The following is a 25,973-nucleotide window of genomic DNA, read 5'->3' as shown; positions in this document are numbered from 1 at the left end:
AATGAAACCAGCCTTGACGGTCGCGCGCGACCGCCTGGGTCAATCGACGAGGGCGGATGCGAAGACGTGGGGCGTGAAACCGGTCAGATCGCCGATCCCCTCACCCTGACCGAGGAGCTTGACCGGGATGCCGGTGCGCTCCTGGACCGCGAGCACGAACCCGCCGCGGGCCGAGCCGTCGAGCTTCGTCAGGACGAGCCCCGTCACGCCGGCGTGCTCGAGGAACGCCTCGGCCTGCATGACGCCGTTCTGGCCGGTGGTGGCATCGAGCACGAGGAGGACCTCACTGATGGGCGCCTGCTTCTCGATGACCCGGCGGATCTTGGTCAACTCGTCCATGAGACCGCCCTTGGTGTGCAGGCGGCCGGCCGTGTCCACGAGAACGATCTCGGTCCCGGTGCGGATCGCGTGCTCGATCGTCTGGAAGGCGACGGATGCCGGGTCCTGCCCCTCGTGCTGCGGGCGGACGATGGCGGCTCCCCCGCGCTCGGCCCATGTCGCGAGCTGATCCACCGCGGCCGCGCGGAAGGTGTCGGCCGCGCCCACCACCACCGTCCGCCCGAACCGCTTGAGGTAGCTCGCGAACTTCCCGATCGTCGTCGTCTTGCCGACCCCGTTGACCCCGACCACGAGCACCACCGCGGGGCGCTCCGTCAGCCGGAGAGTCGTGTCGAACTTCGCGAAGTGCTCCTCGAGCGTCTCGCGCAGCATCCGTTGGAGGTCCTTGGGATCCGTCGTGCGGTACCGCTCGACCTTCTCGCGGAGCTCGTCGACGATGCGTTCGGTGATGTCGGGCCCGAAGTCGGCGGTGAGCAACGCGGTCTCGAGGTCCTCCCACGTGTTCTCATCGATCGTCGGCTTGACGAACATGCCGCGCAGCGCGCGACCGAGGGACCAGGAGCTCTCCGCCATGCACCCAGGCTAGTTGACCGCGTCAGCCCTTCTCGCAGGCGATGCCGTCCTTGTCGCGGTCCATCTTCTTGTTGGCGTTGTAGAGCGCCGTCGAGAAGTACGGCTTCACCTTGAACGGCTTCTTCTTGCCGCTGACTGTGTTGTGGGTCACCCCGGCCCGCGCCACGCCGCCTTTATACGTTTTGTTGAGCGCGGTGCAGTTCTTGAACGTCTTGATCGGCGGCTTGGCGGCCGGAACGATCCCCTGGGCCTGCGTCGCCGTCACCGTCGGCGCGGCCGCGGCCGCAGTCACCGTCACCGGCGCTGCGACGAGCGCCGCCGCCAGCATCGTCGCCACCGCACCCCGCCGCAGCGTTCCCGCGCGCACTGAAATTCTCATCCCCACCCCTTGTCTGGTATCGGCGACGACGACACCGTCCCCGCTGCGCACACGCTAGCGCACACCCGCTGCCCTCAGACGCCCGTCCGCTCGCGCACGCGCTGTCCCACGACGGCGGACACGCCGTCCTGACGCATCGACACGCCGTACAGGGCGTCCGCGATCTCCATCGTCCGCTTCTGATGCGTGATGACGATCAGCTGGCTCGATTCGCGCAGCTGCTCGAAGACGCCGAGCAGACGACCCAGATTCGCGTCGTCGAGGGCGGCCTCGACCTCGTCGAGGATGTAGAAGGGACTCGGCCGCGCCTTGAAAATCGCCGTCAGGAGCGCGACCGCCGCGAGGGACCTCTCCCCACCCGACAGCAGCGACAGCCGCTCGATCTTCTTGCCCACGGGTCGGACGGCGACGTCGATCCCGGTCGTGAGCGGGTTGTCGGGGTCGGTGAGTGAGATGGAGCCCGTGCCCCCCGGGAAGAGGATCGGGAACACCTCCCCGAAGGCGACCTTGGTGTCCTCGAACGCCGCGAGGAAGATCGTCTGCATCCGCTCGTCGAGCTCCTCGATGATCGTCAGCAGATCCGTCCGGGTGCGGACGAGATCGTCGAGCTGCTCGGTCAGGAATGCATGACGCTGCTCGAGCGCGGCGAACTCCTCCAGGGCAAGAGGATTCACGCGACCCAGCTGCGCCAGCTTGCGCTCCGCATCTTGCAATCTGCGCATCTGCGCCGAGCGGTCGAACGGCGACGCCTCGCCCTCCTCCGCTCCCGGGACGGGGGCGTCGGGACCATATTCCGCGAGGAGAATATCCTCGGAGAGACCGAGCTCGGACTGCACCCGGTCGAGCAGGCTCTGCACGTGCAGCCGCTTCTCGTGCATCTGCAGCTCGAGGCCGTGCACCGACTCGGTGAGGCGATTCAGCCTCTCGCGGGCCGCCGCATCCTCCTTCCGGAGCTCGGCCAACTCGGCCGTCAGCGCCGTCCGCGTCTGCTCCGCGCGTTCCAGCTCGACCCGCGCCTGCGCCGTCGACCGGTCGATCGAGTCGAGGACGGGCGGCAGCGCACCGACGACCTCGGATGCGATCGCCCGCTGCGCGCGTCGGATCACGGCTCGACGGGCGGCCGCCTCGGCGGCTGCGCGCTCCTTCTCGCGTTGACGTTCGAGTTGCACCACGCGGCTCTCGGCGGCACGCACCCGTTCCCGGAGCGTTTCGACGTCGAGGCGCGTGTCCATCTCGCGCGCCCGAGCCGACTCGAGCGCATCGAGCAGACCGTCCCGGGCCGACGCATCCAGGATCGGACGCGGCATCTCCTCGGCGGCGCTGAAGGCCTCCGTCGCGGCCCGTGCCGCGTTCTCGGCATCCCGAGCCGCCGACTCGGCCTGAGCGAGGCCGGCGCGCAGGCGGTCGCACTCGGCCACCGCGGATTCCAGACGCACGGTCGCACGGTTGAGCTGTTCCGCGTGGGCCGCGAGAGCGGAGTCGTGCTCGCGCAGCGCGGCGAGGGCGTCACGGGTACGCTGGCGCGCCGCATCCCAGGCAGCCTGCGCGTCGGTCAGCGCTTCACGCAGGGAATCCGCGACCACCGTCACCTCGTCGAGACGGACACGGGCCGCGTCGCGCTCGGCGGCGAGCTCGAGACGCGAGCGCGACTGCCCGGAACCGGCACGGACCGTGCTCGGCGTCACTGTCTCGCCCGCGCGCGTCACCACCACGACGCTCTCCCCCGCGTCGGCGGCCGACATCGCGGCGGCGTGGGCCGCATCCAGATCCTCCGCGATCGCGACGCCCGCCAGGACGGCGCGGAGGCCCGCCGGCGCCTCGACGACGTCGACCGCCCACGTCACCCCCGCTCCGAGGGGCGCCTTCCGGGAAGCCGCAGGACCGTCGGCCAAGGCGACGTCGATCGAACCCAGATCGTGCTCGCGAACCGTCGCGATGACCGCGCGTGCGGCCTCGAAGTCGTCGACGAGGACCCCCTCGGCGAGGGCGCCGAGTGCGGCGGCGATCGCCGCTTCATAGCCGGCCGAGACGCGGATCGCATCGCTGACGATGCCACGGATGCCGTCGCCACCCCGATCGACGACCGCCGCTGCGGCGTTGCGGATGTCGAGGGCGCGGCCGAGAGCCGCCGTCTCCGCCAGCAGCGACTCGCGCTCCCGCTCCGCCGCGTGCAACCGGTCGCGTATCGACCCCACCTCGGATTCGGCATCGGATGCCTCGCGCTGCGCGCGCTCGTACGCGGCCGAGTACTCCCCCGCGGCGTCCGCAGGACCCTCGGTCGCCGGTTCGATCGCCGCCAGCGCGCCTTCCGCGTCGGCGCGACGCTCCTCGGCTGCATCGAGGGCGCGCTGCTGCCTCTCCACAGCCAGCCGGAGCGCCTCCGCCTTCGACCCGGCTGCCTCGGCTCGTCCTCTCAGCGAGGCGAGCCGCATGTCGTGCTCGGAGACCAGCGCACTCTGCGCGGCGATGTCGGTGTCGAGCGCATCGAGCTCGGCGCGCGCCCGGATGACGTCGCGCGCGGCGGCGGCGGCGGCATCCTGCGCGGCACCGAGACCCGACGCGATCTCGTCGATCTCCCGACGTGCGTCGTCGATGACGGCCTGGGTGACGGTGGTCCCGGTGTCCGGCTGGTCGCCGTCGTCGTCGAGCAGCGACAGACGCTGGCCGGCGAGCGAGTACAGCCCGCGCAGTCGCTCCTGGACGCGGCCGAGTTCGAATGTCACGGCGCGCGCCCGGTCGACCGCCTCGGCGCGCTGATCGTTCTCGAGCTCGTCGATGCGGCGACGCAAGGCGTCGGCGCGGTCCTGGAGGACGAGCCGCTCAGCGTGACGCTCGTGCTCGGCTCGGGCGTGATCCGCCAGCTCCGCTCGGAGGCGCGACATCTCGTCGGCGTAGAGGCGCGCCTTCGCGTCGCGCACGACCGCGGCGATCGTGGCCGCCTCGCGCGCGACCTCGGCCTGCTTGCCGAGCGGCTTCAACTGACGCCGCAGCTCGCCGGCCAGGTCGCTCAGCCGAGTGAGGTTCGCCTCCATCGCCTCGAGCTTGCGGAGCGTCTTCTCTTTGCGGCGACGGTGTTTGAGGATGCCGGCGGCCTCCTCGATGAAACCGCGCCGATCCTCGGGACTCGCCTGCAGGACGGTGTCGAGTCGCCCCTGACCCACGATGACGTGCATCTCGCGCCCGAGCCCGGAATCGCTCAGCAGCTCCTGGACGTCGAGGAGCCGACAGGTCTCGCCGTTGATGGCGTACTCGCTCGACCCGTTGCGGAACAGGGTCCGGCTGATCGTGACCTCGCTGTACTCGATCGGCAGCGCGCCGTCGGCGTTGTCGATCGTCAGCTGCACCTCCGCGCGACCGAGGGGACCCCGCGTCGCGGTGCCGGCGAAGATGACGTCCTCCATCTTGCCGCCGCGGAGGGTCTTCGCTCCCTGCTCGCCCATCACCCAGGCGAGGGCGTCGACGACGTTCGACTTGCCCGATCCGTTGGGACCGACGATGCACGTGACACCTGGCTCGAGGGCGAAGGTCGTCGGCTGCGCGAAGGATTTGAACCCCTTGAGCGTCACGCTCTTCAGGTGCATGCGGGTCCTCCGGGGTCGTCGTCCCGTCCACGCTAGCGGACGAATCCCGTTTCCCACTTGACGCCGCGCGCGGGCCGGGTCTAGTGTCAGTGCTCGCGTCAGAAGTCTGAGAAAGGAGGTCCCCTGACATGATCATCGAAATGACACCCACCGGAATCGCGTCCACCGCGTTCCCGTGCGCGCTGGGGACCGTCTCCTTCGGCGCCGCGGTGGCAGACCGCATCCGTTCCGGCCACTGACAGCCGTCACGGATCCCGTCCTCGGACGGTGACCTCTCCCACGCCCTGAGGGCGGACTCCGTCCGTCCCCTCCCGGATGCCGGGCCTCGTTGCCCGTGCGTCCCCGCGTCCTCTCGTGCTGCGGCACGATCCTCCGCCGCGCTCCGCGGCATTCACCCCTTCCGAAATGAGATCACTCATGTCCACCCTCACCGCGCCGCAGCGCACCTCGGCGGTCCTCGCCGCGCTGCAGCATCCCACCTCGACGGACACCTCCGCCCGTCAGACGTTCCTCGACCGGATCGCCCTGCGACTGGCCGTCGCGCTGCTCCTGTGGAGCACGCGCCCCGGCCCCGATCGCGAGGCCCTCCATGCCCGCCGTGCCCAGCGCCTGGCTCGCGAAGCGCGGGAAGCCGAGTGGGAACGCCGTCGTGCGCTCCTCGCTCCGCGTCGATGACACCCCCGGGGGCCGCGACCCGCTCGCGGCCCCCTCACCTCTCCGAGAAGAGTCCCTCATGACCACGTCAGTCCCCTTCCAACTGCGCCCCCTCGTCGTACCGGCCACCGTCGATGCGTCGGATGCCACCGATTTCATCGCCATGGTCGACGTTCGGAACGAGATCTACCGCGAGATCAGCGACAACGACGATGAGGCCGTCACACCGGCCCAACTCCTCCCGCACTTCCAACCCGACCCGGACAACGACAAGCGCAGCTGGATCGTGCTGGTCGAGGATCAGGTGGTGGGCCGCGTCATCGTCGACCTCCCCGCCGAGGCGGGATCGCAGGTCGCCTACTGGACCGTCGAACTCCTCGAGCGGGTTCAGGGCAGGGGTATCGGCGGCGCGCTGTACGCCGTCGTCGAGGACACCGCCCGTGACGCGGGACGCACCGTCCTGCAGGCATGGGCCGAGCATCCCGAGCCCGACGCCGGTGCGACCTCGGAACGTCTGGCCGCGCCGACGGGCTACGGGGAGATCCCGCTGGACCGTCCTGCGCGCTACTTCCGACGCCACGGGTACACGCTCGAACAGGTCGACCGGAAGAGCGTGCTCGAGATCGAACCCGCACTTCCGAGCGTGCGAGACCTCCTCACCGATGCCCGATCGCATGCCGACGGTTACCGCGTGGAGCAGTGGATGCTCCCGACTCCCGAGGCCTACCGCGAGAGCTTCGCCTGGGCGAAGTCCCGGATGTCGACGGACGCCCCGGCGGCGGGGCTCGAGATCGACGAGGAGACCTGGGACGTCGAGCGCCTCGCGCGCCACGACGCCCGCTTCGTCGACGGCGGACAGACGGTGCTCGTCACGGTGGCCGTCCATGAGGCGACCGGCACGGTCGTCGCGTTCAACGAGCTTTGCTCCGGCGTCGACCCGACCGCGGCGACGCAGCAGATGGACACCCTTGTGCTCCGTGAGCATCGGGGGCACCGCCTCGGGCAGCTGGTGAAGTGCGCGGGCATCCTCCGGTGGCGCGAGGTCATGCCCCGGTCCTCCCGCATCGTCACCTGGAACGCCGAGGAGAACCGTCCGATGCTCAGCATCAACGAGACGATCGGCTTCGAGCCGGCGGCGTACATCGGCGCCTGGAAGAAGGTCCTCGACTGATCAGCGTCGCTGACACCGCGGGCAGTAGTGACTCGATCGGTTGGTGAAACTCACCCGCACGATCGGCGTGCCGCAGCGCGGGCAGGGCTGACCCGTCCGCCCGTAGGCGTTCAGGGAATGGGCGAAGTATCCCGCCTGTCCGTTGACGTTCACGTACTGCGCGTCGAAGCTCGTCCCGCCCTCGGCGAGGGCCCGGTCCAGCACGGCCCGGACCTCGCCGAGCAGGCGGGTGACGGCGCGTGTCGGGAGTTCGTTCGCGGGGCGTTCCGGATGCAGCCGCGCGGCCCACAGCGCCTCGTCGGCGTAGATGTTCCCGATTCCGCTGACGACGGTCTGATCGAGCAGTGCACGCTTCACGGCGGAGCGCGTCCGCCCGAGCGCGGTCCGGAACGCGCGATCGTCGAACGCGGGGTCCAGCGGATCCCGGGCGATGTGCGCCACCTGCGTGGGGACGAGCGGGATGTCGCTCCCCCGTCCTGCCGGGGCACCGTCGGGGGTGCGCTCGAGCCGATCGATCGCCAGGGAGCCGAAGGTCCGCTGGTCCACGAAGACCATCGCGATCTCACCGTGGGTCGGATGCCGCACATCGAAGCGGATCCGCTCGTGGCGGAGTGTCGGTGTGCCGGGCTCGCGCAGCAGCATCTGTCCGCTCATCCCGAGGTGACCGACGATCGCCTCGATCGGTTCCGCACCGGCATCCGCCAGCGGCATCCAGAGGAACTTGCCGCGGCGGACCACGGCGTCGACGCGCCGACCCGTCAGCCGCGCTTCGAAGTCGGGTGCGTCGCCCGGGTGACGGGTGAGGGACCGGGCGTCCAGAACGGTGACGGCGTCGAGGCGAGCGCCGGCGAGAGCGGGGACGAGACCGGCGCGCACGACCTCGACTTCGGGCAGTTCGGGCACGGGGACTCAGGCCCGCGCGGAGAGTTCGCGCCAGACCGAGAGCGCTGCCGCCATCTCAGCCTGCTTCTTGCTCGAACCGCCGCCGGTCCGCGCGATCTCGCCGACGGCCACCGTCGCGGTGAACACCCGATGGTGATCGGGTCCCGCCGCCTCGACGCTGTACGTCGGTGCCGCATAGCCCAGGCGCGCGGCGAGTTCCTGCAGGCTCGTCTTCGGGTCCATCGCGGCGCCGTACCGCTCGGGGTCCGCCATCAACGGGGACACCAGTCGCAGGACGAGGGCGGTCGCCGCTTCGATACCGGCCGACAGGTAGGCGGCCCCGATGAGCGCCTCGGTGGTGTCGGCGAGGATCGAATCCTTATCGCGCCCGCCGGTCTGGTCCTCGCCGCGGCCGAGCCGCAGGTGCGCACCGAGGCCCATGCCGCGGGCGACCTCCGCGAGAGCGACGGTCGAGACGACGCTCGCCCGCCGCTTGGCGAGGGATCCTTCATCCAGGTCGGGGTGCGTCCGGTAGAGGTGGACGGTGACGGCCATGCCGAGGATCGAGTCGCCGAGGAACTCGAGACGTTCGTTGTGCGCGATGCCGCCGTGCTCGTACGCGTACGAACGATGGGTCAACGCAAGCGACACAAGCTCGGGGTCGATCTCGACCCCGAGCTTGTGTGTGAGCACCGAGTGATCGGTGGCGGCGTCCGTCACGACGCGACGATCAGATGTCGGCGACCTTGCGGCCCTTGTACTCGAGGAACAGCTCCGTGCCCTGCGAGTCGGTGACGACCTTCGCCTGGTGGGGACGGCTGTAGACGACCTTGCCGTTCTCGATGGTCTTGACGAGCGTGGGGGCCTCGGCCTTCCACTGCGCGCGGCGCGAACGGGTGTTGGAGCGGGAGACCTTCCGCTTCGGGGGGTTACCTGCCATGGTCAGCTCTTCTCTGTGTCGTCGGCGTCGGGGCGCGTGGCCTCGTCGTCGTGGTCTGGGGTTCGGGCCGACAAGGCGGCCAGCGCATTCCAGCGCGGGTCGATCTGAGTCTCCGGGACCGGTGCTCCGGTCAGCCTCTCGCCCGTGGACGGATCTAGTCCGGGGCAATCCGGCTGACACACCGGCTGGAACGGAAGCGACAGGACGATCGCATCCCTGACAGGAGTTTCAAGATCCACGTGGTCGTCTTGAACCTCGAAGTCAGTCGCTTCATCCCCAGAATACCCGAAGAGCTCCTGAAACTCGACTTCGAGGGGGTGTGTCAGGTCCACGAGGCACCGGCTGCACTGGCCGTCGTAGGTCGTGGCGATCTCGGCGGTGACCAGGATGCCCTCGTGCACCGACTCGAGACGGACGTCGACCTCGACCTCTTCCCCGGCGGGGACGAAGGCGAGGCCCTCTCCCCATTTCTCCGGCGCGGGGACCCGCAGCTCGAACTCGCGCATCTCACCGGGAGCCCGGACGATGTCGCGAACGGGGAGGACGAACGGACCGCTCACACGCTTTCTGACCACGGTCGTCCATCGTACGCGTGCGCGGACGCCGGCGGGCCGGATCAGGCGGGGTGGGCTCCCGTGTCGAGGAATCGCGCGACCGGAGCCGGGACGAACGGGGACACGTCGCCGCCGAGCGAGGCCACCTGGCGCACGAGCGAGCTCGAGACGAGCGCGTGCGCGGGATCGGGCAGCAGGAACACGGTCTCCACGTGGGCGAGGTGGCGGTTCACGATCGCCATGGGCGTCTCGTAGGCGACATCCACCTGCGAACGGATCCCCTTCACGAGCACACCCGCCCCCACGTCCGTCGCGTAGTCGACGAGCAGCCCGACGCTCCATGCCGCCACGACGACATCACCCTCGATGTCGCTCTCGGCGATCGACTGCTCGAGCAGCGTCAGTCGCTGCGCGATCGGGAGCATCGCCTCCTTCCCCGGGTTGTGGACCACGAGGACGTGCAGCTGGTCGTAGAGGGCGGCCGCGCGCCGGATCACATCGAGGTGGCCGAGCGTCGGCGGGTCGAAGGAGCCGGGCACGACGGCGATCCGGTTGTTCATATCGATGAGCCTAACGATGCGACACGACGCGGAGCGGGTCAGTTCTTGGCGAGGGCGGCGCGCTCGCGGTGACTCACGCGCCCGGAGATGGCCGCAGCGAGGCCCGGGTGGCGATCCAGGGCCGGGTCCTCCGCGAGAAGACGCTCGGCCTCGGCGCGGGCGGTGGCGATCAGATCGGCGTCCGCCACGACGCGCAGCAGTCGCAGCGACGAGCGGACGCCCGACTGAGCATCGCCCAGCACATCCCCCTCGCCCCGCAGGTCGAGGTCGACCTCGGCGAGTTCGAAGCCGTCCGTCGTCGCCGCGACCGCCTCCACACGCGCGCGCGCCGGGGTGTAGGGATCGGCCTCGGTGACGAGGATGCAGAGCCCGGGGACCGCTCCGCGGCCGACGCGACCGCGGAGCTGGTGCAGCTGGGACACCCCGAAGCGGTCGGCTTCTAGGATGACCATGGTGGACGCGTTGGGGACATCGACGCCGACCTCGACCACGGTGGTCGCGACGAGCACGTCGATGTCGCCGCGGGCGAACGCCTGCATCACGGCATCCTTCTCATCGGCGGGCATCTTGCCGTGCAGGATCTGGACGCGGATGTCGCGGTAGTCGGGGTGGCTCTCAAGGAGCGCCGCCGCCTGCAGGACGCCCCAGCGGGTGCGGCCGGGCTCGGCCTCCTCGACGGGTTCGTCCTCGTCCGTCTCGGTCGACGCGTCGATCGCCGGACACACGACGAAGGCCTGCCGTCCGAGCCGCACCTCCTCGGCCACCCGCTCCCAGACGCGCGCGAACCATCCCGGCTTCTCCCCCACCGGCGCGACGAAGGTCGAGATGCCCGCCCGGCCGCCCGGCATGGTCCGGATCGTCGAGACGTCGAGGTCGCCGAACACCGTCATCGCGACGGTGCGAGGGATGGGCGTCGCCGTGAGCACCAGGACGTGCGGGGAACTCCCCTTCGCGCGGAGGGTCTCGCGCTGGTCGACGCCGAACCGGTGCTGCTCGTCGACGACGACGAGACCCAGGTCGGCGAACGTCGTCGATTCGCTGAGGAGGGCGTGCGTCCCGACGACGATGCGCGCCTGGCCCGACGCGACCCGCAGGGCGGCGCGACGGCGTTCCGCGGCGGGTTGCTGACCCGTGAGGAGGGTCGGCATCAGTTCCGGTGCGAGCGCGGGTCCGAGCATGCGTGCCATCGAGCGGACGTGCTGCGCCGCCAGCACCTCGGTGGGGGCGATGAGCGCGGACTGGCCGCCCGACTGGGCGACCTGGAGCATGGCGCGGAGCGCGACGAGCGTCTTGCCGGAGCCGACCTCCCCCTGCACGAGCCGGTTCATCGGCCACTCTCCGACGAGGTCCGCCGCGATGCGATCGCCCACCGTTCGCTGATCGGGGGTGCGCTCGAAGGGCAGCGCGGCATCGAAACGCTCGAGGAGGTCGCCCGCGGGGCGCGCGGTCGCCGACATCATGCGTACGAACTGCCGCTGCTGCAGGAGCGCCGCCTGCAGGACGAACGCCTCGTGCATCCGCAGGGTCTCGCGCGCCGGACCGATCTGGTCGAAGGACTCCGGTGCATGCATGCGCACGAGCGCCGTCCGGGCATCGAGCAGGCCCTGCGCGGCGCGGAAGGCATCGGGGAGCGGTTCGGGCACCTCGCCGAGCCCGGTCAGCACCTGGTCGACGCAGCGTTTGACCTGCCAGCTGGAGAACGTGCTCGTGGCCGGGTAGATCGGGATGGGGACGTTGTGCCACGCCTCGGCGCTCAGCCGGGCCGTGCCCTCGTCGTCGAAGAGCTCGTAGTCGGGATGCGTCAGCTGCTTCTGCCCCCGGTACTCCCCCACCTTGCCCGAGAAGATCCCCTGGCGCCCGGCACGCAGGTCCTTCACCCGCCACGACTGCCCGAAGAACGTCAGGGACATCGTGCCGTTGCCGTCGCCGATCAGGACCTCGACGATCTCGCCGCGCCGACCGCGCATCTGCCGTGTCGTCGCCGAGAGCACCTCGGCGACGATGGTCACCAGCTCGCCGACCGGGAGTTGGGCGATCGGTGTCAACTGGCCGCGGCTCGCGAAGCGTCTCGGGTAGTGCGCCATCAGGTCGCCCACCGTGGTCATCTGGAACGCCCGACGCAGCCCCTTCGCCAGCGTGTCGCCGACCGCCTCGGCGAGCGGTGTGGCGAGCGAGTACGACGGCATGCCTCGAGTCTAGGAGCGGGCGCGGACGCCGCTATCGTGGCGGGGTGACGAGGATCATCGCGGGAGACGCCGGCTCACTGCCCTTGCTCGTGCCGAGCGCCGGCACGCGGCCGACGAGCGAGCGTGTGCGCGAGTCGCTCTTCGGCGCCCTCGACGCCGGCGACCTGCTCGCGGGGGCAGCCGTGCTCGACCTCTACGCGGGGTCGGGAGCGCTGGGTCTCGAGGCGGTAAGCCGCGGGGCCGCGTCGGCCGACCTCGTCGAGCGCGCGCCGCGCGCGGCATCCGTCATCGACCGCAACGTCCGCGCCGTCGCGCGGAGCCTCCCGGGGCGCCGCCTGACCGTCCACCGGTCCGCCGCCGACACGTTCCTGCGGGCCGGCGGACCCGCGTTCGACCTCGTGTTCGTCGACCCGCCCTACGACATGACGGATGCCGAGGTCTCGACGACGCTCGGGCTGCTGGTGCCGCGACTCACCTCCACCGCGACGGTCGTCGTCGAACGCGCGACGCGTTCCGGCGAGCCGCTCCTGCCGGACGGTCTCGTCGTCGAGCGCAGCAAGAAGTACGGCGACACGACGCTGTGGTGGCTCTCTCGCTCAGGTCAGCCGAGCGCCGAATCCCAGTCCGAATAGGGATCCCACCCGCCGCGGCCGCCCGGCGCGACGCCCCGGATCAGGACGGGCGCCTCACGCCGCTGCGCGACACGACCGATCACGGTGAAGCCGGCGGGCACGGTGCCGGCCGGGAAGCATGCCAGCAGCGCGTGGTCCTCGCCGCCGGAGAGCGCGTCGTCGTCGAGGTCCGCCTCGATGAGAAGCGTCACCTCGGAGGCGTCCGCCAGTCGGGTCGCGTCGAGGACGAGGCCGTCCGAGACGTCCATGAGGGCGGTCGCGCCGGCCCGCGCGGCAGCGAGCCCCAGCCGGACCGGAGGCTGCGGCCGGAGCTGGGCCGAGAGGTCCCGGCGCTCCCGCTCGGTGAGGGAAGCGAGGTCGACGGCGACCGGGCGTCCTTCGTCGTCACGGAACCGGGTGAACAGCAGTCGGAGGCCGCGGGCCGCCGCGCCGAGGTCTCCCGCGACGGCGACGTCGTCACCCGGCCGCGCTCCGGAGCGGAGCACGGGCGAGACGCCGTCCAGGACGCCCAGGGCGGTGACGGCGACGGTGAGGGTGTCGGACACGGTCAGGTCTCCGCCCTCCACGGCGCACCCGGGTGCCAGCTCGTGGAGTGCATCGCGGAACCCTGTCGCGAGGTCGTCGACGAAGGCGGCGGGGAGGGAGTCCGGCAGGGCCAGGGCGACGAGCAGAGCCGTGGGACGCGCGCCCATCGCGGCGACATCGGCGAGGTTGACGGCGGCGGCCTTGTATCCGAGGTCCCGCGGCGACGTCCACGCCAACCGGAAGTCGGGACCGTGGACGAGGGTGTCGGTCGTCGCCACGACGCGACCGCCCGGGACGGCCAGGACCGCGGCGTCGTCACCGGGCCCCACCTCGGCACGCGAGAGCGGTCCGAGGACGCGCAGGATGCGGCGCAGCAGCTCCGCCTCGGAGACGTCGCGCACACGGAGCTCACCCATGGCTCCACGGTAGCCTGGAGCGATGCCCCGGACCCGCTCGACCGTCGCGCTCGCCCTCCTCGTCGCCGGTGTCGCGGCACTGTCGGGGTGCTCGTCGACGGTGGCGGTCGAGGCCGCCCCCGGAGCCGACGACCCGCGCTGCGCGGAGGTCATGGTGCGGCTGCCCGACGACCTGGGCGACCAGCCCCGGCGCTGGACCGACGCGCAGTCGACCGCCGCCTGGGGCGAGCCGACGACCGTGCAGCTCGCGTGCGGGGTCCCGCCCCTCGGTCCGTCGGAGCTTCCCTGCGTGACGGTCGACGGCGTCGACTGGGTCGTCGACGACTCGCGGGCACCGCTCTACCGCATCACGACCTACGGCCGCGAGCCGGCGATCCAGCTCATCATCGACTACGACGAGGTCAGCTCGAGCGGTCCGGTGAGCGCCGTCAGCCGCCTCATCACGAAGCGGTTCGAGACCACGGGACAGTGCGTCGCGGCATCCGACGTCGTCCCGTGAGGCGGATCAGCGCGCCAGTTCGATCAGCTCGGTGATGAGCTCGGGATAGCTCAGTCCGCTCTCGATCCAGCAGGTCGGGAACATCGAGATCGGCGTGAACCCCGGCATCGTGTTCACCTCGTTCACGAAGAACTCGGTGCCGGTGTAGAAGAAGTCGACCCGCGACAGCCCCTGCCCGCCGACCGCCTCGAATGCGCGGGCGGCGATTCGCTGCATCTCGCGGAGTTCGCCGTCGTGGAGCTCGGCGGGGCAGACGAGGTCGATGCCGGGGGCGCCGAGGTACTTCGCCTCGAAGTCGTAGAAGTCCCGCCCGCTGACGACGATCTCGCCGGCGACGCTCACGCGCGGATCGCCGCCGTCGCGCCCCTGCAGCACGCCGCACTCGATCTCGCGGCCGGTGACGGCCTGCTCGACGAGCACACTCGAGTCCTCCGCGAAGGCGGTCTCGAGCGCGGCATCCAATTCGTCCCAGTCGGAGACCTTGGACACCCCGACACTCGATCCCGCACGCGCCGGCTTGACGAACACCGGCAGTCCGAGGCCGCGGATGCGGCGACGCCAGAGGTCGCCGTCGCGCTCGAGTCCCGCCCGCGTCACCGTGACCCACGGGACGACGGGGACCCCGGCCGCCTGCAGGATGCTCTTGGTGGTGTGCTTGTCCATGCCGATGGCGGACATCAGCAGGCCCGCGCCGACGTACGGCAGGTCGAGGAGCTCGAGGAACCCCTGCACCGTGCCGTCCTCGCCGAAGCGGCCGTGCAGGATCGGGAAGACGACGTCGATGTCGCCCAGGGACTCGACGGTCCCGTCGGGGCGACGGACCGAGAGCTCCCGCTCGACGGTCGACTCCGGCCACACGATGCGGGTGCCGTTGTCGACGACCTCCGGCAGCCGATCGGCGTTCAGCGCGAACTTGTCGGGGTCGTCGTCCTCGAGGACGTACGCACCCTCGCGGGTGATCCCGACCGGGATGACCCGGTAGCGCTCGCGGTCAATCGCGCGGAGGACGCCTCCCGCCGTGGCGGAACTGATCGAGTGCTCGCTGGAACGCCCGCCGAAGAGCAGAACCACTGCCGCCTGAACCATTCTGAGTCCTCTCCTCGGTGGGCTCGTCGTCATCCGTCGTGAGATGCGGTGCGATGTCGCGCGGATTCATCGTGCCGTCGAGGACCATCTTGACCTGCTCGACGATGGGCATGTGGACGCCGGCCTCGCGGGCCAGCTGCAGCACCGGTGCCACCGACGCGAGCCCCTCGGCCGTCTGGTCCATGTGCTTGACGACCTCGGTGAAGCTGTACCCCTGGCCGAGCAGCCGGCCCGCCGTGTTGTTGCGGCTCAGCGGGGACTGGCACGTCGCGATGAGGTCGCCGAGACCGGCGAGGCCCTGCAGGGTCTCGGGCTGCGCGCCCTGCGCGACGGCGAAGTCGGTCATCTCGACGAGACCGCGCGTGATGATCGACGCCTTGGTGTTCTCGCCGTAGCCGACCCCGTCGACGATGCCGATGGCGACGGCGATGAGGTTCTTCAGCACCCCGCCGAACTCGGTCCCGATGACGTCGGTGTTCACGAAGGTGCGGAAGTAGCGGTTGCGCGAGATGCGGGCGACGGCTTCGGCGGTCTCCTGGCTCGACGAGGAGATGACGGCTGCCGTCGGTTGTTCGCGCGCGATCTCGAGGGCGAGGTTGGGTCCGGATGCCACGGCGATGCGCGCCGGGTCGCAGTGGAGCTCCTGCTCGAGCACCTGGCTCATCCGGAGCCCGGTCTTCTTCTCCACGCCCTTCATGAGCGACACGATCGGTGCATCGTTCGTCGCGAGCAGAGGGCGGACGGCCTTCAGGTTCTGCCGGAGCGCCTGGCTCGAGATCGCGATGTAGACCTGCGTCGCACCGTCGAGCGCCTCGGCGAGGTGGTGGGTGGCCGACAGCCCGCGCGGCAGGTTGATGCCGGGCAGGTACTGCGAGTTGCGCTTGCCCTCGCGGATCTCGTGGGCGAGTTCGGCGCGGCGGGCCCACATGACGACGTCCGCGCCGCCGTCGGCGAGCACTTTGCCGAAGGTCGTCCCCCAGCTTCCGGATCCGAGCACGGCGACGCGGGGCGCCGGTGCCTCGCGGCGCGACGCTTCCCTAGGAGTCAAGGCGTCCCGTCTCCTTCTGGCCGTGCTGCGCCGGGTTCCACCGCTCGGCGGGAGGCTGGACGCCGCGCAGGCGTCCCAGCAGGACGGAGATGTCGCGCATGACGGCATCCGTCGCCGCGGTGAGCGTCGCCGGCGTGGTGTCGGTGAAGGCGGACAGGTCGACGGGCGGGCCCAGCAGGACGCGGACGCGGCGACGCGGCGGCCACAGGCGCAGACGGCCGTACCGCGGCAGGATCTCCTGCACGCCCCACGTCGCCACGGGGATGACCGGCAGCGGTTCGGGTGCGGACAGCGCGAGCCGGACGGCGCCGGTCTTGCCGCGCATCGGCCACATGTCGGGGTCACGTGTGAGCGACCCCTCCGGGTAGACGATGACACCGCGCTGCGCCGCCACGAGGGCGTTCGACTGCGCGAGGGTCTGCTTCGCCGCAGCGGAGGTGGATGCCCGGGCCACCGGCACCATCCCCGTCGCCCGCAGCAGCCACCCGAGAACGGGCACGTGGAACAGGCTCTCCTTGGCCATGAAGCGCGGGGCACGGCCGAGCCGCCAGGTGGCGACCGCGATGATTACCGGGTCGAACTCGCTGTAGTGGTTGGGCGCGAGGATGTAGGAGCCCTCGCGGGGAAGGTGTTCGCCGCCCTCGATCTCGATCTTCGCGAACCAACCGGTCGCGGGTACGACGATCATCGCCGCCGGCCAGAAGACGCTCGGGCGGGTCTTCTCCGGGGAGGCGCGGCGACGAGGAGCCACCGCGCTCACTCCGTGACGTCGAAGTCGGCGCCGAGATCGGTCAGCTTCTCGAGGAACTTCTCGTAGCCGCGACGGATGATCCCGATGTTGCGCACGGTCGACTCGCCCTCGGCCGCCAGGGCGGCGATGACGTAGGAGTACCCGCCACGGAGGTCGGGCACGACGACGTCGGCGCCGTGCAGCGGGGTCGGGCCGTTGATGACAGCCGCCTGCTCGAGCGCCCGACGCGGCACGCGGCGGTCGGAGCTCGCGATGCCGTCGGGGTGCACCACGATGTCGGCGCCCATCTGGACGAGGGCACGGGTGAAGCCGAGACGGTTCTCGTACACCGTCTCGTGGACGACGGACTCGCCCTCGGCCTGTGTGAGCGCCACGATCAGGGGCTGCTGCCAGTCGGTCATGAAGCCGGGGTGCACGTCGGTCTCGACCATGACGGGCTTCAGCGGGCCGCCGCGACGGAAGCGGATGCCGTCCTCGGCGATGTCGAAGTCGCCGCCCACCTTGCGGAAGACGTTGAGGAACGTCAGCATCTCCTGCTGCTTGGCTCCGCCGACGAAGATGTCGCCGTCGGTCGCGAGGGCGGCCGCCGCCCAGGACGCCGCCTCGTTCCGGTCGAAGATGCTGCGGTGGTCGTACCCGCGCAGCGACTCGACGCCCTCGATGAAGATGACCCGGTTGGGCTCGTAGGAGATGATCGCGCCCATCTTCTGGAGGACGGCGATCAGGTCCATGATCTCGGGCTCGATGGCGGCGTTGCGCAGCTCCGTCGTGCCCTTGGCGCGGACCGCGGTCAGGAGCACCTGCTCGGTCGCGCCGACGCTCGGGTAGGGCAGCTCGATGTTCGCGCCGTGCAGGCCGTCGGGAGCCGACAGGCGGATGCCGCTGGGCAGCTTGTCGACGATGGCACCGAACGAGCGGAGGGCGTCGAGGTGGAAGTCGATCGGACGGTCGCCGATGCGGCATCCGCCCAGGTCGGGGATGAAGGCCTGGCCGAGGAGGTGCAGCAGCGGACCGCAGAACAGGATCGGGATGCGGGAGGCCCCCGCGTGCGCGTCGATCTCCTCCATGTGCGCCGAGACGGCACCGCTCGGGTCGAGGCGGATCACACCGTCTTCGAGGTCCTCGACCCGGACGCCGTGGACCTCGAGGAGTGAGCGGACGACGTGGACGTCGCTGATGTCCGGCACGTCCCGGAGGATGCTCGCCGTCTCGCCCAGGAGGGCGGCGACCATCGCCTTCGTGGCGAGGTTCTTCGCCCCCTTCACCTCGACGCGGCCGCGCAGCGGTCGACCGCCGCGGATCCGGAGCGTCTGACCGGTGCTGCCGCCGCTGGCGGGAGTCGACGCGGAGTCGCTGAGAAGTGTGTTCATCGGTGGGACCTCATTACTGGTGTCGAGGAAGCGTGGTCGGCCCCGTTGTGCGGGGCGCGGGCCGATCAGCGGACGGGGAGCGTCCGCGGCCGCCACGCCTCGCGGCGCGCCTCGAACTGCGCGATCTTGTCTTCGCTGCGCAGGGTGAGCCCGATGTCGTCGAGCCCTTCGAGAAGCCGCCACCTAGTGTAATCGTCGATGTCGAACGAGGCCTGGACGTCGCCGACCTGCACCGTGCGTGTCTCGAGGTCGACGGTCACCTCGCGCCCCGGCTCCGCCTCGAGGGCCGCCCAGATCGCCTCGAGCACCTCCTCGGTGACCACACCAGTGACGAGTCCCTGCTTGCCGGCGTTGCCGCGGAAGATGTCGGCGAACTTGGTGCTCAGCACCACCCGGAAGCCGTAGTCGCGGAGGGCCCACACAGCGTGCTCACGGCTCGACCCTGTGCCGAAGTCGGGTCCGGCGACGAGAACGGAGCCGTTCCGGTACGCGTCCTGATTGAGGATGAACGAGGGGTCCTGCCGCCAGTTGGCGAACAGGGCGTCGTCGAAGCCGGTCTTGGTGACGCGCTTCAGGTAGACGGCCGGGATGATCTGGTCGGTGTCGACCGCGGATCGCTTCAGCGGGACGCCGACACCGGTGTGGCGGATGAACTTCTCCATGTCAGGCCTCCGTCAGTGCGAGTGCGTCGAGATCGCTCGGGCTCGCGAGGCGGCCGAGCACGGCGGTCGCGGCGGCGACCTGGGGCGACACGAGGTGCGTGCGACCGCCCTTGCCCTGGCGTCCCTCGAAGTTGCGGTTGCTCGTCGAGGCGCACCGCTCCCCCGGGGCGAGCTGGTCGGGGTTCATCCCGAGGCACATCGAGCATCCGGCGAAACGCCACTCGGCGCCGAAGTCGGTGAAGACCTTGTCGAGCCCCTCCGCCTCGGCCTCCAGCCGGACGCGCGCCGAGCCGGGCACCACCATGACGCGGACCCCGTCCGCCTTGGTCCGGCCCCGGACGATCGACGCGAACTGGCGGAGATCCTCGATGCGGCTGTTCGTGCACGAGCCCATGAAGACGGCATCCACCTGCACGTCCTTCAGCGGGGTCCCCGGGGTCAGGTCCATGTACTCGAGGGCGCGCTCGGCGGCGGCGCGCTCGTTCGGGTCGCTCATCTCGGCGGGGTCGGGGACCACGCCGTTCAGGTTGACCCCCTGACCGGGGTTGGTGCCCCACGTCACGAAGGGCTCGAGTTCGTCGGCGTCGAGGAAGACCTCGGCGTCGTACACGGCACCCTCGTCGGAGGGGAGCGTGCGCCAATAGGCGACCGCCTCGTCCCAGTCCGCGCCCTGCGGTGCGTGCGGCTTGTCCTTGACGTAGGCGAACGTCGTCTCGTCGGGCGCGATCATCCCCGCGCGGGCGCCGGCCTCGATGGACATGTTGCACATCGTCATCCGGCCCTCCATCGAGAGCGAACGGATGGCGGAGCCGCGGAACTCGAGGACGTACCCCTGCCCGCCGTTGGCCCCGATCTTGGCGATGATCGCCAGGATGATGTCCTTCGCGCTGACCCCCGGCTTGAGGGTGCCCTCGACGGTGATGGCCATCGTCTTGAAGGGCTTCAGCGGCAGGGTCTGGGTCGCCAGGACGTGCTCGACCTCGCTCGTGCCGATGCCGAACGCCATGGCGCCGAACGCACCGTGCGTCGAGGTGTGCGAGTCGCCGCACACGACGGTGATGCCCGGCATCGTCAGTCCCAGCTGCGGGCCGACGACGTGGACGATCCCCTGCTCCTTGTCGCCCAGGGAGTGCAGACGCACCCCGAACTCCTCGGCGTTGCGGCGCAGGGTCTCGATCTGGGTGCGGCTCGTGAGATCGGCGATCGGCTTGTCGATCTCGAGCGTCGGGGTGTTGTGGTCCTCGGTCGCGATCGTGAGGTCGAGGCGGCGCACCGGGCGACCTTCGGCGCGGAGACCGTCGAAGGCCTGCGGGCTGGTCACCTCGTGGACGAGGTGGAGGTCGATGTAGATGAGGTCGGGACTGCCGTCCTCACCCTTCACGACGAGGTGGTCGTCCCACACCTTCTCGGCGAGGGTCCGCGGACGGTCGGGAATCGTGCTCATGGTGTCTCCTGATGTCGGATGGCGCCCGCGACAGCCTCCGCGACGAGAGGGGGCTCAGAGCGAGGTCTCGTCGCGGCCGATAAGGAGTCGAGCGGTCCGCACCGCGCCAGACTACCACCGGCCCGGACGGGGCGAGACGAGCCGGCGGCGTAACACCGCGTCTCACGATCGGGGCTCGCGCGCCGCCCCGTGGCACGCTGTGTGCCCTGAGGGACGGGAGACGACGATGACGGAGCGGACCACCGGAGGGTTCACGACGCGACAGGTCCACGTGGGGACGGATGCCGCGCCGGCGACCCCGCGCGCCCTGCCGATCCACCTCACGGCAGGCTTCACCTTCGACTCGTTCGACGACGCCGCCGCCCACTTCGATGCCGGCGACGGGTACGGGTACACCCGCACCGGCAACCCCACCGTCGACGCCGTCGAGCGCAAGCTCGCGTCGCTCGAGGGAGGTGCCGAGGCGGTCCTCCTCGCGTCGGGACAGGCCGCCCTCGCCGTCGCGTTGCTCGGGCTCGTCAGCGCCGGATCGCACATCGTCAGCTCGACGCACATCTACCAGGGCACCCGCGGCCTGCTCGTCGACAACCTGGCCCGACTCGGGATCGAGACGACCTTCGTCGATGACATCCACGACCCGGATGCCTGGCGCCGCGCGATCCGCCCGAAGACGCGCGTGCTCCTCGGCGAGTCGATCGCCAACGCACGCAACGACGTCCTGGACATCGCGGCGGTCGCCGCGATCGGCGACGCCGCCGGCATCCCCCTCATCGTCGACAACACGTTCGCGACGCCGTATCTGCTGCGTCCCCTCGAACACGGCGCCGCGATCGTCGTCCACTCGGCGAGCAAGTTCCTCGCCGGGCAGGGCGCCGTGCTCGGCGGCGTGATCGTCGACGACGGACGGTTCGACGCATCCCGTTCCGGCCACCTCTTCCCGCACCTCGTCGACAGCGGCGCGGGCACGCCGAGCGTCTGGGAGCGCTACGGCGGGCGCGCGCGCATCGCCCACCTGCGGGAGAGCGTCGCACCGCGGTACGGGCCGACGCCCTCCCCCTTGACCGCATTCCTCATCGGTCAGGGCATCGAGACGCTCAGCCTCCGCGTGCAGCGCCAATCGGAGAACGCGCTCGCCGTCGCCGGGTGGCTTGCCGACCGCCCCGAGGTGGCGTCGGTCGACTACGCCGGGCTCGCCTCGCACCCCACCCACGACCTCGCGCAGAACTCCCTCCGCGGCGGGTACGGCTCGGTCTTCACCGTCACGCTCCGCGGCGGGCTACCGGCTGCGCGGGCGTTCGTCGAAGCGGTCTCGGTGATCACCCACATGACGCACCTCGGCGACGTCCGCTCGCTCGTGCTGCATCCGGCGACGACCAGTCACGCCCGGCGCTCCCCCGCCGAGCGCGCGGCCCTGGGCGTCCACCCCGGCACGCTGCGGCTGTCCATCGGCATCGAGGACCTCGACGACCTGCTGGCCGATCTGAACCAGGCGCTCGCGGCGGCTTCATCCGCCGTCCGGGACGATGCGGCGGTGCTCGCATGAGCCGCCCGCAGCACTTCGGGTGGTTCCTCGCGCGCGGCTTCGGCCCGCACGGATGGGGCCACCCGTACCTCGACTGGGGGTACGACTGGACCTCCCCCGCGCTGTACCAGGACGCCGTCCGGACCCTCGAGCAGGCGGGGTTCGAGCTGCTCATCATCGAGGACGCGCCGTCGCTGGGTTCGGCCGAGACGATCGACCTGCGGGTGCGCCAAGCCTTCGGCGGTCCGAAGCTCGACCCTCTGCTGCTGGCTCCCTACCTGTTCGCGGCGACCGAACGCATCGGGATCGTGCCCACGGTGAACCCCGCCGCAACCCTCCCGTACACGGCGGCCCGGCAGTTCGCGACGCTGCAGCACCTCAGTGGGCACCGGCTCGGACTCAACGTCGTCACCGACACCGGGAGCGCCCGCCACTTCTCGACCTCTCCGCAGCTCGGTCACGACGCCGCGTACGACCGCGCCGAGGAGTGGATGTCGGCGGTACGGGCGCTCTGGCGGAGCTGGCCCGACGGAGCGCTCATCGCCGATCCCGCCGCCGGTCGGTACGCGGACGGGACTCGGCTCGAACCCACGATCCACCGCGGTGAGTACTACGCGTTCGACGGCCCCCTCAACGCGATCCCCTTCACCGACGGGGAACCCGTCATCGTCTCTCCGGGCGGCTCACCGCGGGGCCTCGGCTTCGCCGGGGCGAACTCCGACGTGCAGCTCGCTCTCGCGCCGATGACCGAGGACTCCGTCCGCAGCTACCGCAGCCGCATCCACGACGCCGCGGTGGCGGCGGGTCGGCTGGCCGAGGACATCACGATCCTCTTCGCCATCCAGCCGATCGTGGTCTCCTCCGCCGAGGAGGCGGACCGGATCGTCGCCGCCTCGCTCGCACCGGACGATGCGACGCTCCGACGGATCGCGGAACGGCAGTCGAGCGACCTCGAGACGGACCTGACGGCCCTGGACCTCGACCGGCCGCTGGACCGGGGGATCTTCGGGGATCACGTCTCGCACGGCAGCATCCGCCGACTCGTGGGCGACCACGACGACGACGCACCCCTCCGACGGATCCTCGCGGCACACGCACGCCTCGGCCGCCTGAGCGACGGCTCCGGCTGGGTCGGGACCGCCGACGAGCTCGCCGACCGCATCGAGGAGTACGGCACGTGGGGCAACGACGGCGTGCTGCTCTGGGGCGACATGCATCCCGTGACCGTGCACCGCACGCTCGACGAACTCGTCCCGATCCTGCGACGCCGCGGCATCCTGCGCCGGGAGTACGAACCGACCCTCCGGGCGAACCTGCGACCGTTCTGAGGCGCCCCTCAGTCCTCCCGCGACGGGCGGGGGTCGACGGTCGAGGGTGTGCCCTGCTCGGCGGCGACGTCCTCGGCGTGGCCGACGGGCGTCGGTCCCGTCGCCGGAACGGGCTCGCGCAGCCCCTCCCGACGCGCAGCGACGAGACTGGCGACGGTCGCGACGACCATCGAGGCCACGATCACCCCGAGCGACACCCACGTGGAGATCTCGGGCGCCCACTCGATGTGCTCGCCGCCGTTGATGAACGGCAGCTCGTTCTCGTGCATCGCGTGCAGGACGAGCTTGACGCCGATGAAGGCGAGGATGAACGCGATGCCGAAGTGGAGGTACTTCAGTCGGTCGAGCAGACCGCCGAGAAGGAAGTAGAGCTGCCGCAGGCCCATCAGAGCGAAGATGTTCGCGGTGAACACGATGAAGGCGCTCTGGGTGATACCGAAGATCGCGGGGATCGAGTCGATCGCGAAGAGCAGGTCGGTCATGCCGAGGGCGGCGAACACGATGATCATCGGCGTGAAGACCTTCTTGCCGTCGATGACGGTGCGCACCTTCGCGCCGTCGTACTCCTCGCTGATCGACATGCGACGGCGGAGCAGGCGGACGACGAAGCTCTCCTTCTTCTCCTCGTCCTCGTCGTCCTCACTCGAGAAGGCTTGCTTCCAGGCCGTGTAGATGAGGAAGAGCCCGAAGAGGTAGAAGACCCAGCTGAACTGCTCGATGATCGCGGCACCGAGGAGGATGAAGATGCCGCGCAGGACGAGCGCGATGATGATTCCCACCATCAGCACCTTCTGCTGCGCCGCTCGCGGCACGGAGAACTGGCTCATGATGAGGACGAACACGAACAGGTTGTCGATCGACAGGCTGTACTCCGTCAGCCAGCCGGCGACGAATTGGCCGGCGTAGTCGACGTCCGTCACGACGAGCATGATCAGCGCGAACACGAGCGCGAGGGCCACGTAGAAGACGACCCAGAGCGTCGACTCCTTCGTCGAGGGGACGTGCGGACGCTTGATGATCAGCAGCAGGTCGGCGACGAGGATGAGCGTCAGCACGACCAGCGAGCCGACCTCGAACCAGAGGGGGAGCTCCATGAGGGCCTTTCATGCGGGGGCGTCCCCCAGAGTACCTTTTGAGGTGCCTGAGACGATCCCCCGTGACGCGACACTCCCCCATCGACAGAACGAACGAGGATGCCATGGCCGACCCGCTCGCGAGGCGTGACGCGGACCTGGTGGCCGCCGCCGCGGGTGGCGATCAGCAGGCCTTCCGCGAGCTGTACCGCGCCTACGCGAGGCCGGTGTACTGGCTCGCCCACGGGCTCCTCGGGAACACGGCCGATGCGGAGGATGTCATGCAGGAGACCTTCCTGGTCGCGTGGCGGCGACTGCCGACGCTCGATCTCGTGAGCGAATCGCTGCTGCCGTGGCTCGTCACGATCTGCCGGTTCCAGAGCGCCAACCGGATGCGGCGGCAGCGCCGCGACCGGCTGCACACCGCCGGGGCGGTCGAGGAGACGCTCCCGGCCACCGTTGACGTCGAGGATCAGGTGATCGGCGGGGACCTGGCCGAACGTGTGATGGCGGAGCTCGGGACCCTCTCCCCTCTCGACCAGCAGATCTTCCGGTTGTGCGCGACGGAGGGCTACGCGTACGCCGCCGCCGCGGCGGAGCTCGGGATCTCGCACGCAGTCGTCCGCAACCGCCTCTCGCGGGTGCGCACGAAGTTGCGCGCCGTCGTCGGATCGGAGGGATCATGACCGGGCCCGACCTCGAGCTCCCCGAGCTCACACCCGAGCGGCAGGACGACATCGAGGCCGCGCTGTTCGCCGACATCCGCGCCGAGGTCTCGCGCTCGACGAAGCAGTCGCAGCGCCGGCGGCGACGTGCCTGGGGATACACGGGCGCCGCGGCCGCGGTGATCCTGGTCGCCGGATTCGTCGGACCCGCTCTGAGCGGCACGGGGGCGAGCAGCAGCGCCGGTGGGTCCGTGGAGCTGTACGACGAGGGTGCCGGCGGCGCCATGGCCCCCGAAGCTAACGGGGACCTCGGGGGTGACGGGGGCGGTGTCGCGGAGGAGAACGGCTCGACCGCGGCCACCGGGCGCGAGGTCGTCGCGACCAGTTCGACCGTCCTGGAAGCCGCCGACCCGGCCTCCGCGGTCGGGGAGATCGGTGACCGCGCCGATGCGGCCGGCGGCTACGTCGAGTCGATGAACGTCTCGGCTGCGCCGCCCGCGGAGTCGTCGGGCGACGTCGCGACCTCCTTTGGGGACGGCACCTGGATCACGGTGCGCGTGCCGGCGGACACACTGAGCGACTTCCTCGCCGATCTCGACGACGTGGGCGAGGTCCGATCGTCGGAGATCTCGCGGGAGGACGTCACCGCCCAGTCGACCGACCTCCGCGCACGGATCTCGGCGCTGCAGACCTCCGTCGACCGCTTGGAGTCGCTGATCTCGGATGCCGCGACCACGGAGGACCTGCTGACCGCCGAGGAGGCGCTCTCGCAGCGTCAGGCGGAGCTCGACTCGCTCCGCGCGCAGTCCGACGCGCTGGCCGACGATGTCGCCCTCTCGAGCGCCACGATCACGGTGACCGAGCCGGGTGAGGTCGTCGCCGCCGACCCGCAGGGTTTCGGCGACGGTTTCGCGACCGGATGGAACGCGCTCGTCGCGACCGTGAACGGGATCGTCCTCGGTCTGGGATTCCTGCTCCCCTGGCTCGTCGTCGCCGGCATCGTCCTGGCCATCGTCCAGGTGGTGCGCCGGGCACGACGCCGAGCACGGGTGCGGAATGGATCGCCGGAGGCCTGAGACCCCGCGACGCGCCGAAACGACGACACCCCCGACCTGGTGGTCGGGGGTGTCGTC

25 protein-coding genes are annotated in these 25,973 nt (G+C 70.6%); 8 read left to right on the top strand and 17 right to left on the bottom strand.

The features are described 5' to 3' along the window. Positions 1–39 precede the first annotated feature (39 nt). From ftsY to smc, 3 genes are all read right to left on the bottom strand, one after another. A complete protein-coding gene (gene ftsY, locus AYL44_RS04085; protein WP_064001951.1) occupies positions 40–912 on the bottom strand; it encodes a signal recognition particle-docking protein FtsY in 873 nt (290 codons plus the stop codon). 22 nt (positions 913–934) lie between these two features. Beyond that, the gene (locus AYL44_RS04080) at positions 935–1,291 is read right to left on the bottom strand and encodes an excalibur calcium-binding domain-containing protein (RefSeq protein WP_231872719.1); all 357 of its coding nucleotides are present in this window, start codon (positions 1,289–1,291) and stop codon (positions 935–937) included. A gap of 74 nt (positions 1,292–1,365) precedes the next feature. Further along, complete coding sequence (smc, locus tag AYL44_RS04075; protein WP_064001950.1) at positions 1,366–4,872, bottom strand: chromosome segregation protein SMC; 3,507 nt, start codon at positions 4,870–4,872, stop codon at positions 1,366–1,368. 417 nt (positions 4,873–5,289) lie between these two features. On the opposite strand from smc, the gene AYL44_RS04070 reads away from it, so the two are divergent. Then, on the top strand, positions 5,290–5,547 hold the full coding sequence (locus tag AYL44_RS04070; protein WP_064001949.1) for a hypothetical protein: 258 nt from the start codon (positions 5,290–5,292) through the stop codon (positions 5,545–5,547). A gap of 58 nt (positions 5,548–5,605) precedes the next feature. Then, positions 5,606–6,697: a GNAT family N-acetyltransferase gene (locus AYL44_RS04065; protein WP_064001948.1), complete on the top strand. Its 1,092-nt coding sequence runs from the start codon at positions 5,606–5,608 to the stop codon at positions 6,695–6,697. Here the strand turns inward: AYL44_RS04065 and mutM are convergent, their stop codons facing one another. From mutM to AYL44_RS04035, 6 genes are read right to left on the bottom strand one after another with little or no spacing between them, the layout of a single operon-like run. After that, positions 6,698–7,600, bottom strand: coding sequence for a bifunctional DNA-formamidopyrimidine glycosylase/DNA-(apurinic or apyrimidinic site) lyase (gene mutM / locus AYL44_RS04060; protein ID WP_064001947.1), 903 nt, complete (start codon positions 7,598–7,600; stop codon positions 6,698–6,700). A 6-nt stretch (positions 7,601–7,606) separates the two neighbouring features. Further along, positions 7,607–8,299, bottom strand: coding sequence for a ribonuclease III (rnc, locus tag AYL44_RS04055; RefSeq protein WP_064001946.1), 693 nt, complete (start codon positions 8,297–8,299; stop codon positions 7,607–7,609). Between the two features lie 10 nt (positions 8,300–8,309). Then, positions 8,310–8,519 (bottom strand): 50S ribosomal protein L32, encoded by a 210-nt coding sequence (rpmF, locus tag AYL44_RS04050; protein ID WP_018188062.1) that lies wholly within the window; start codon positions 8,517–8,519, stop codon positions 8,310–8,312. Positions 8,520–8,521: 2 nt separating this feature from the next. Next, the gene (locus AYL44_RS04045; RefSeq protein ID WP_064001945.1) at positions 8,522–9,079 is read right to left on the bottom strand and encodes a YceD family protein; all 558 of its coding nucleotides are present in this window, start codon (positions 9,077–9,079) and stop codon (positions 8,522–8,524) included. 56 nt (positions 9,080–9,135) lie between these two features. Further along, positions 9,136–9,633 (bottom strand): pantetheine-phosphate adenylyltransferase, encoded by a 498-nt coding sequence (coaD, locus tag AYL44_RS04040; protein ID WP_064001944.1) that lies wholly within the window; start codon positions 9,631–9,633, stop codon positions 9,136–9,138. A gap of 38 nt (positions 9,634–9,671) precedes the next feature. Next, a complete protein-coding gene (locus tag AYL44_RS04035; protein ID WP_064001943.1) occupies positions 9,672–11,819 on the bottom strand; it encodes an ATP-dependent DNA helicase RecG in 2,148 nt (715 codons plus the stop codon). A 44-nt stretch (positions 11,820–11,863) separates the two neighbouring features. Here AYL44_RS04035 and rsmD point away from each other — a divergent pair, with 44 nt between their 5' ends. Further along, the gene (gene rsmD, locus AYL44_RS04030; protein ID WP_082886084.1) at positions 11,864–12,451 is read left to right on the top strand and encodes a 16S rRNA (guanine(966)-N(2))-methyltransferase RsmD; all 588 of its coding nucleotides are present in this window, start codon (positions 11,864–11,866) and stop codon (positions 12,449–12,451) included. Here rsmD and thiL read toward each other — a convergent pair. Then, on the bottom strand, positions 12,421–13,392 hold the full coding sequence (thiL, locus tag AYL44_RS04025; RefSeq protein WP_064001942.1) for a thiamine-phosphate kinase: 972 nt from the start codon (positions 13,390–13,392) through the stop codon (positions 12,421–12,423). The genes rsmD and thiL overlap by 31 nt on opposite strands. Positions 13,393–13,414: 22 nt before the next feature. Here thiL and AYL44_RS04020 point away from each other — a divergent pair, with 22 nt between their 5' ends. Continuing rightward, the gene (locus AYL44_RS04020) at positions 13,415–13,891 is read left to right on the top strand and encodes a DUF3515 family protein (RefSeq protein WP_064001941.1); all 477 of its coding nucleotides are present in this window, start codon (positions 13,415–13,417) and stop codon (positions 13,889–13,891) included. A gap of 6 nt (positions 13,892–13,897) precedes the next feature. On the opposite strand, the gene AYL44_RS04015 is transcribed toward AYL44_RS04020, so the two are convergent. The 6 genes from AYL44_RS04015 to leuC all read right to left on the bottom strand — a co-directional run bounded on the left by AYL44_RS04015 (position 13,898) and on the right by leuC (position 20,252). Next, on the bottom strand, positions 13,898–14,977 hold the full coding sequence (locus AYL44_RS04015) for a D-alanine--D-alanine ligase family protein (RefSeq protein ID WP_082886083.1): 1,080 nt from the start codon (positions 14,975–14,977) through the stop codon (positions 13,898–13,900). Continuing rightward, complete coding sequence (locus AYL44_RS04010; RefSeq protein ID WP_064001940.1) at positions 14,883–16,025, bottom strand: NAD(P)H-dependent glycerol-3-phosphate dehydrogenase; 1,143 nt, start codon at positions 16,023–16,025, stop codon at positions 14,883–14,885. The genes AYL44_RS04015 and AYL44_RS04010 overlap by 95 nt, the downstream gene beginning before the upstream one ends. Continuing rightward, positions 16,015–16,785 carry a lysophospholipid acyltransferase family protein gene (locus AYL44_RS04005; protein ID WP_064001939.1) on the bottom strand — a complete coding sequence of 257 codons (771 nt, stop codon included), beginning with the start codon at positions 16,783–16,785 and terminating at the stop codon, positions 16,015–16,017. Before AYL44_RS04005 ends, AYL44_RS04010 begins: the two co-directional genes overlap by 11 nt. Beyond that, on the bottom strand, positions 16,782–18,146 hold the full coding sequence (gene murA, locus AYL44_RS04000; RefSeq protein ID WP_064001938.1) for a UDP-N-acetylglucosamine 1-carboxyvinyltransferase: 1,365 nt from the start codon (positions 18,144–18,146) through the stop codon (positions 16,782–16,784). Before murA ends, AYL44_RS04005 begins: the two co-directional genes overlap by 4 nt. A 65-nt stretch (positions 18,147–18,211) precedes the next feature. Continuing rightward, positions 18,212–18,808 carry a 3-isopropylmalate dehydratase small subunit gene (gene leuD / locus AYL44_RS03995; protein WP_064001937.1) on the bottom strand — a complete coding sequence of 199 codons (597 nt, stop codon included), beginning with the start codon at positions 18,806–18,808 and terminating at the stop codon, positions 18,212–18,214. Position 18,809: 1 nt separating this feature from the next. Next, positions 18,810–20,252, bottom strand: coding sequence for a 3-isopropylmalate dehydratase large subunit (leuC, locus tag AYL44_RS03990; RefSeq protein ID WP_064001936.1), 1,443 nt, complete (start codon positions 20,250–20,252; stop codon positions 18,810–18,812). Positions 20,253–20,478: 226 nt separating this feature from the next. On the opposite strand from leuC, the gene AYL44_RS03985 reads away from it, so the two are divergent. Continuing rightward, on the top strand, positions 20,479–21,795 hold the full coding sequence (locus AYL44_RS03985; RefSeq protein WP_064001935.1) for an O-acetylhomoserine aminocarboxypropyltransferase/cysteine synthase family protein: 1,317 nt from the start codon (positions 20,479–20,481) through the stop codon (positions 21,793–21,795). Beyond that, complete coding sequence (locus AYL44_RS03980) at positions 21,792–23,102, top strand: LLM class flavin-dependent oxidoreductase (RefSeq protein ID WP_064001934.1); 1,311 nt, start codon at positions 21,792–21,794, stop codon at positions 23,100–23,102. The genes AYL44_RS03985 and AYL44_RS03980 overlap by 4 nt, the downstream gene beginning before the upstream one ends. A gap of 8 nt (positions 23,103–23,110) precedes the next feature. Here AYL44_RS03980 and AYL44_RS03975 read toward each other — a convergent pair whose 3' ends face one another. Beyond that, positions 23,111–24,196 (bottom strand): TerC family protein, encoded by a 1,086-nt coding sequence (locus tag AYL44_RS03975; protein ID WP_064001933.1) that lies wholly within the window; start codon positions 24,194–24,196, stop codon positions 23,111–23,113. A 104-nt stretch (positions 24,197–24,300) separates the two neighbouring features. On the opposite strand from AYL44_RS03975, the gene AYL44_RS03970 reads away from it, so the two are divergent. Further along, a complete protein-coding gene (locus AYL44_RS03970) occupies positions 24,301–24,861 on the top strand; it encodes an RNA polymerase sigma factor (protein WP_064001932.1) in 561 nt (186 codons plus the stop codon). Next, positions 24,858–25,916, top strand: coding sequence for a DUF4349 domain-containing protein (locus AYL44_RS03965; protein ID WP_064001931.1), 1,059 nt, complete (start codon positions 24,858–24,860; stop codon positions 25,914–25,916). Before AYL44_RS03970 ends, AYL44_RS03965 begins: the two co-directional genes overlap by 4 nt. Positions 25,917–25,973 lie beyond the last annotated feature (57 nt).

It is taken from the genome of Microbacterium oleivorans (assembly GCF_001644225.1).
Taxonomy (GTDB): Bacteria; Actinomycetota; Actinomycetes; order Actinomycetales; family Microbacteriaceae; genus Microbacterium; species Microbacterium gawkjiense.
This window is presented reverse-complemented; position numbering and strand designations above follow the sequence as displayed.

Coding starts and splice junctions, on each gene's coding strand:
- rpmF (WP_018188062.1), bottom strand. CDS start 8,519: ATGGCAGGTAACCCCCCGAAGCGGAAGGTCTCCCGCTCCAACACCCGT.
- coaD (WP_064001944.1), bottom strand. CDS start 9,633: ATGAACAACCGGATCGCCGTCGTGCCCGGCTCCTTCGACCCGCCGACG.
- murA (WP_064001938.1), bottom strand. CDS start 18,146: ATGAACACACTTCTCAGCGACTCCGCGTCGACTCCCGCCAGCGGCGGC.
- thiL (WP_064001942.1), bottom strand. CDS start 13,392: ATGGGTGAGCTCCGTGTGCGCGACGTCTCCGAGGCGGAGCTGCTGCGC.
- AYL44_RS04080 (WP_231872719.1), bottom strand. CDS start 1,291: ATGAGAATTTCAGTGCGCGCGGGAACGCTGCGGCGGGGTGCGGTGGCG.
- AYL44_RS04065 (WP_064001948.1), top strand. CDS start 5,606: ATGACCACGTCAGTCCCCTTCCAACTGCGCCCCCTCGTCGTACCGGCC.
- AYL44_RS04035 (WP_064001943.1), bottom strand. CDS start 11,819: ATGCCGTCGTACTCGCTCGCCACACCGCTCGCCGAGGCGGTCGGCGAC.
- AYL44_RS03965 (WP_064001931.1), top strand. CDS start 24,858: ATGACCGGGCCCGACCTCGAGCTCCCCGAGCTCACACCCGAGCGGCAG.
- AYL44_RS03985 (WP_064001935.1), top strand. CDS start 20,479: ATGACGGAGCGGACCACCGGAGGGTTCACGACGCGACAGGTCCACGTG.
- AYL44_RS04070 (WP_064001949.1), top strand. CDS start 5,290: ATGTCCACCCTCACCGCGCCGCAGCGCACCTCGGCGGTCCTCGCCGCG.
- ftsY (WP_064001951.1), bottom strand. CDS start 912: ATGGCGGAGAGCTCCTGGTCCCTCGGTCGCGCGCTGCGCGGCATGTTC.
- AYL44_RS03970 (WP_064001932.1), top strand. CDS start 24,301: ATGGCCGACCCGCTCGCGAGGCGTGACGCGGACCTGGTGGCCGCCGCC.
- AYL44_RS03980 (WP_064001934.1), top strand. CDS start 21,792: ATGAGCCGCCCGCAGCACTTCGGGTGGTTCCTCGCGCGCGGCTTCGGC.
- smc (WP_064001950.1), bottom strand. CDS start 4,872: ATGCACCTGAAGAGCGTGACGCTCAAGGGGTTCAAATCCTTCGCGCAG.
- leuC (WP_064001936.1), bottom strand. CDS start 20,252: ATGAGCACGATTCCCGACCGTCCGCGGACCCTCGCCGAGAAGGTGTGG.
- AYL44_RS03975 (WP_064001933.1), bottom strand. CDS start 24,196: ATGGAGCTCCCCCTCTGGTTCGAGGTCGGCTCGCTGGTCGTGCTGACG.
- AYL44_RS04015 (WP_082886083.1), bottom strand. CDS start 14,977: ATGGTTCAGGCGGCAGTGGTTCTGCTCTTCGGCGGGCGTTCCAGCGAG.
- leuD (WP_064001937.1), bottom strand. CDS start 18,808: ATGGAGAAGTTCATCCGCCACACCGGTGTCGGCGTCCCGCTGAAGCGA.
- AYL44_RS04020 (WP_064001941.1), top strand. CDS start 13,415: ATGCCCCGGACCCGCTCGACCGTCGCGCTCGCCCTCCTCGTCGCCGGT.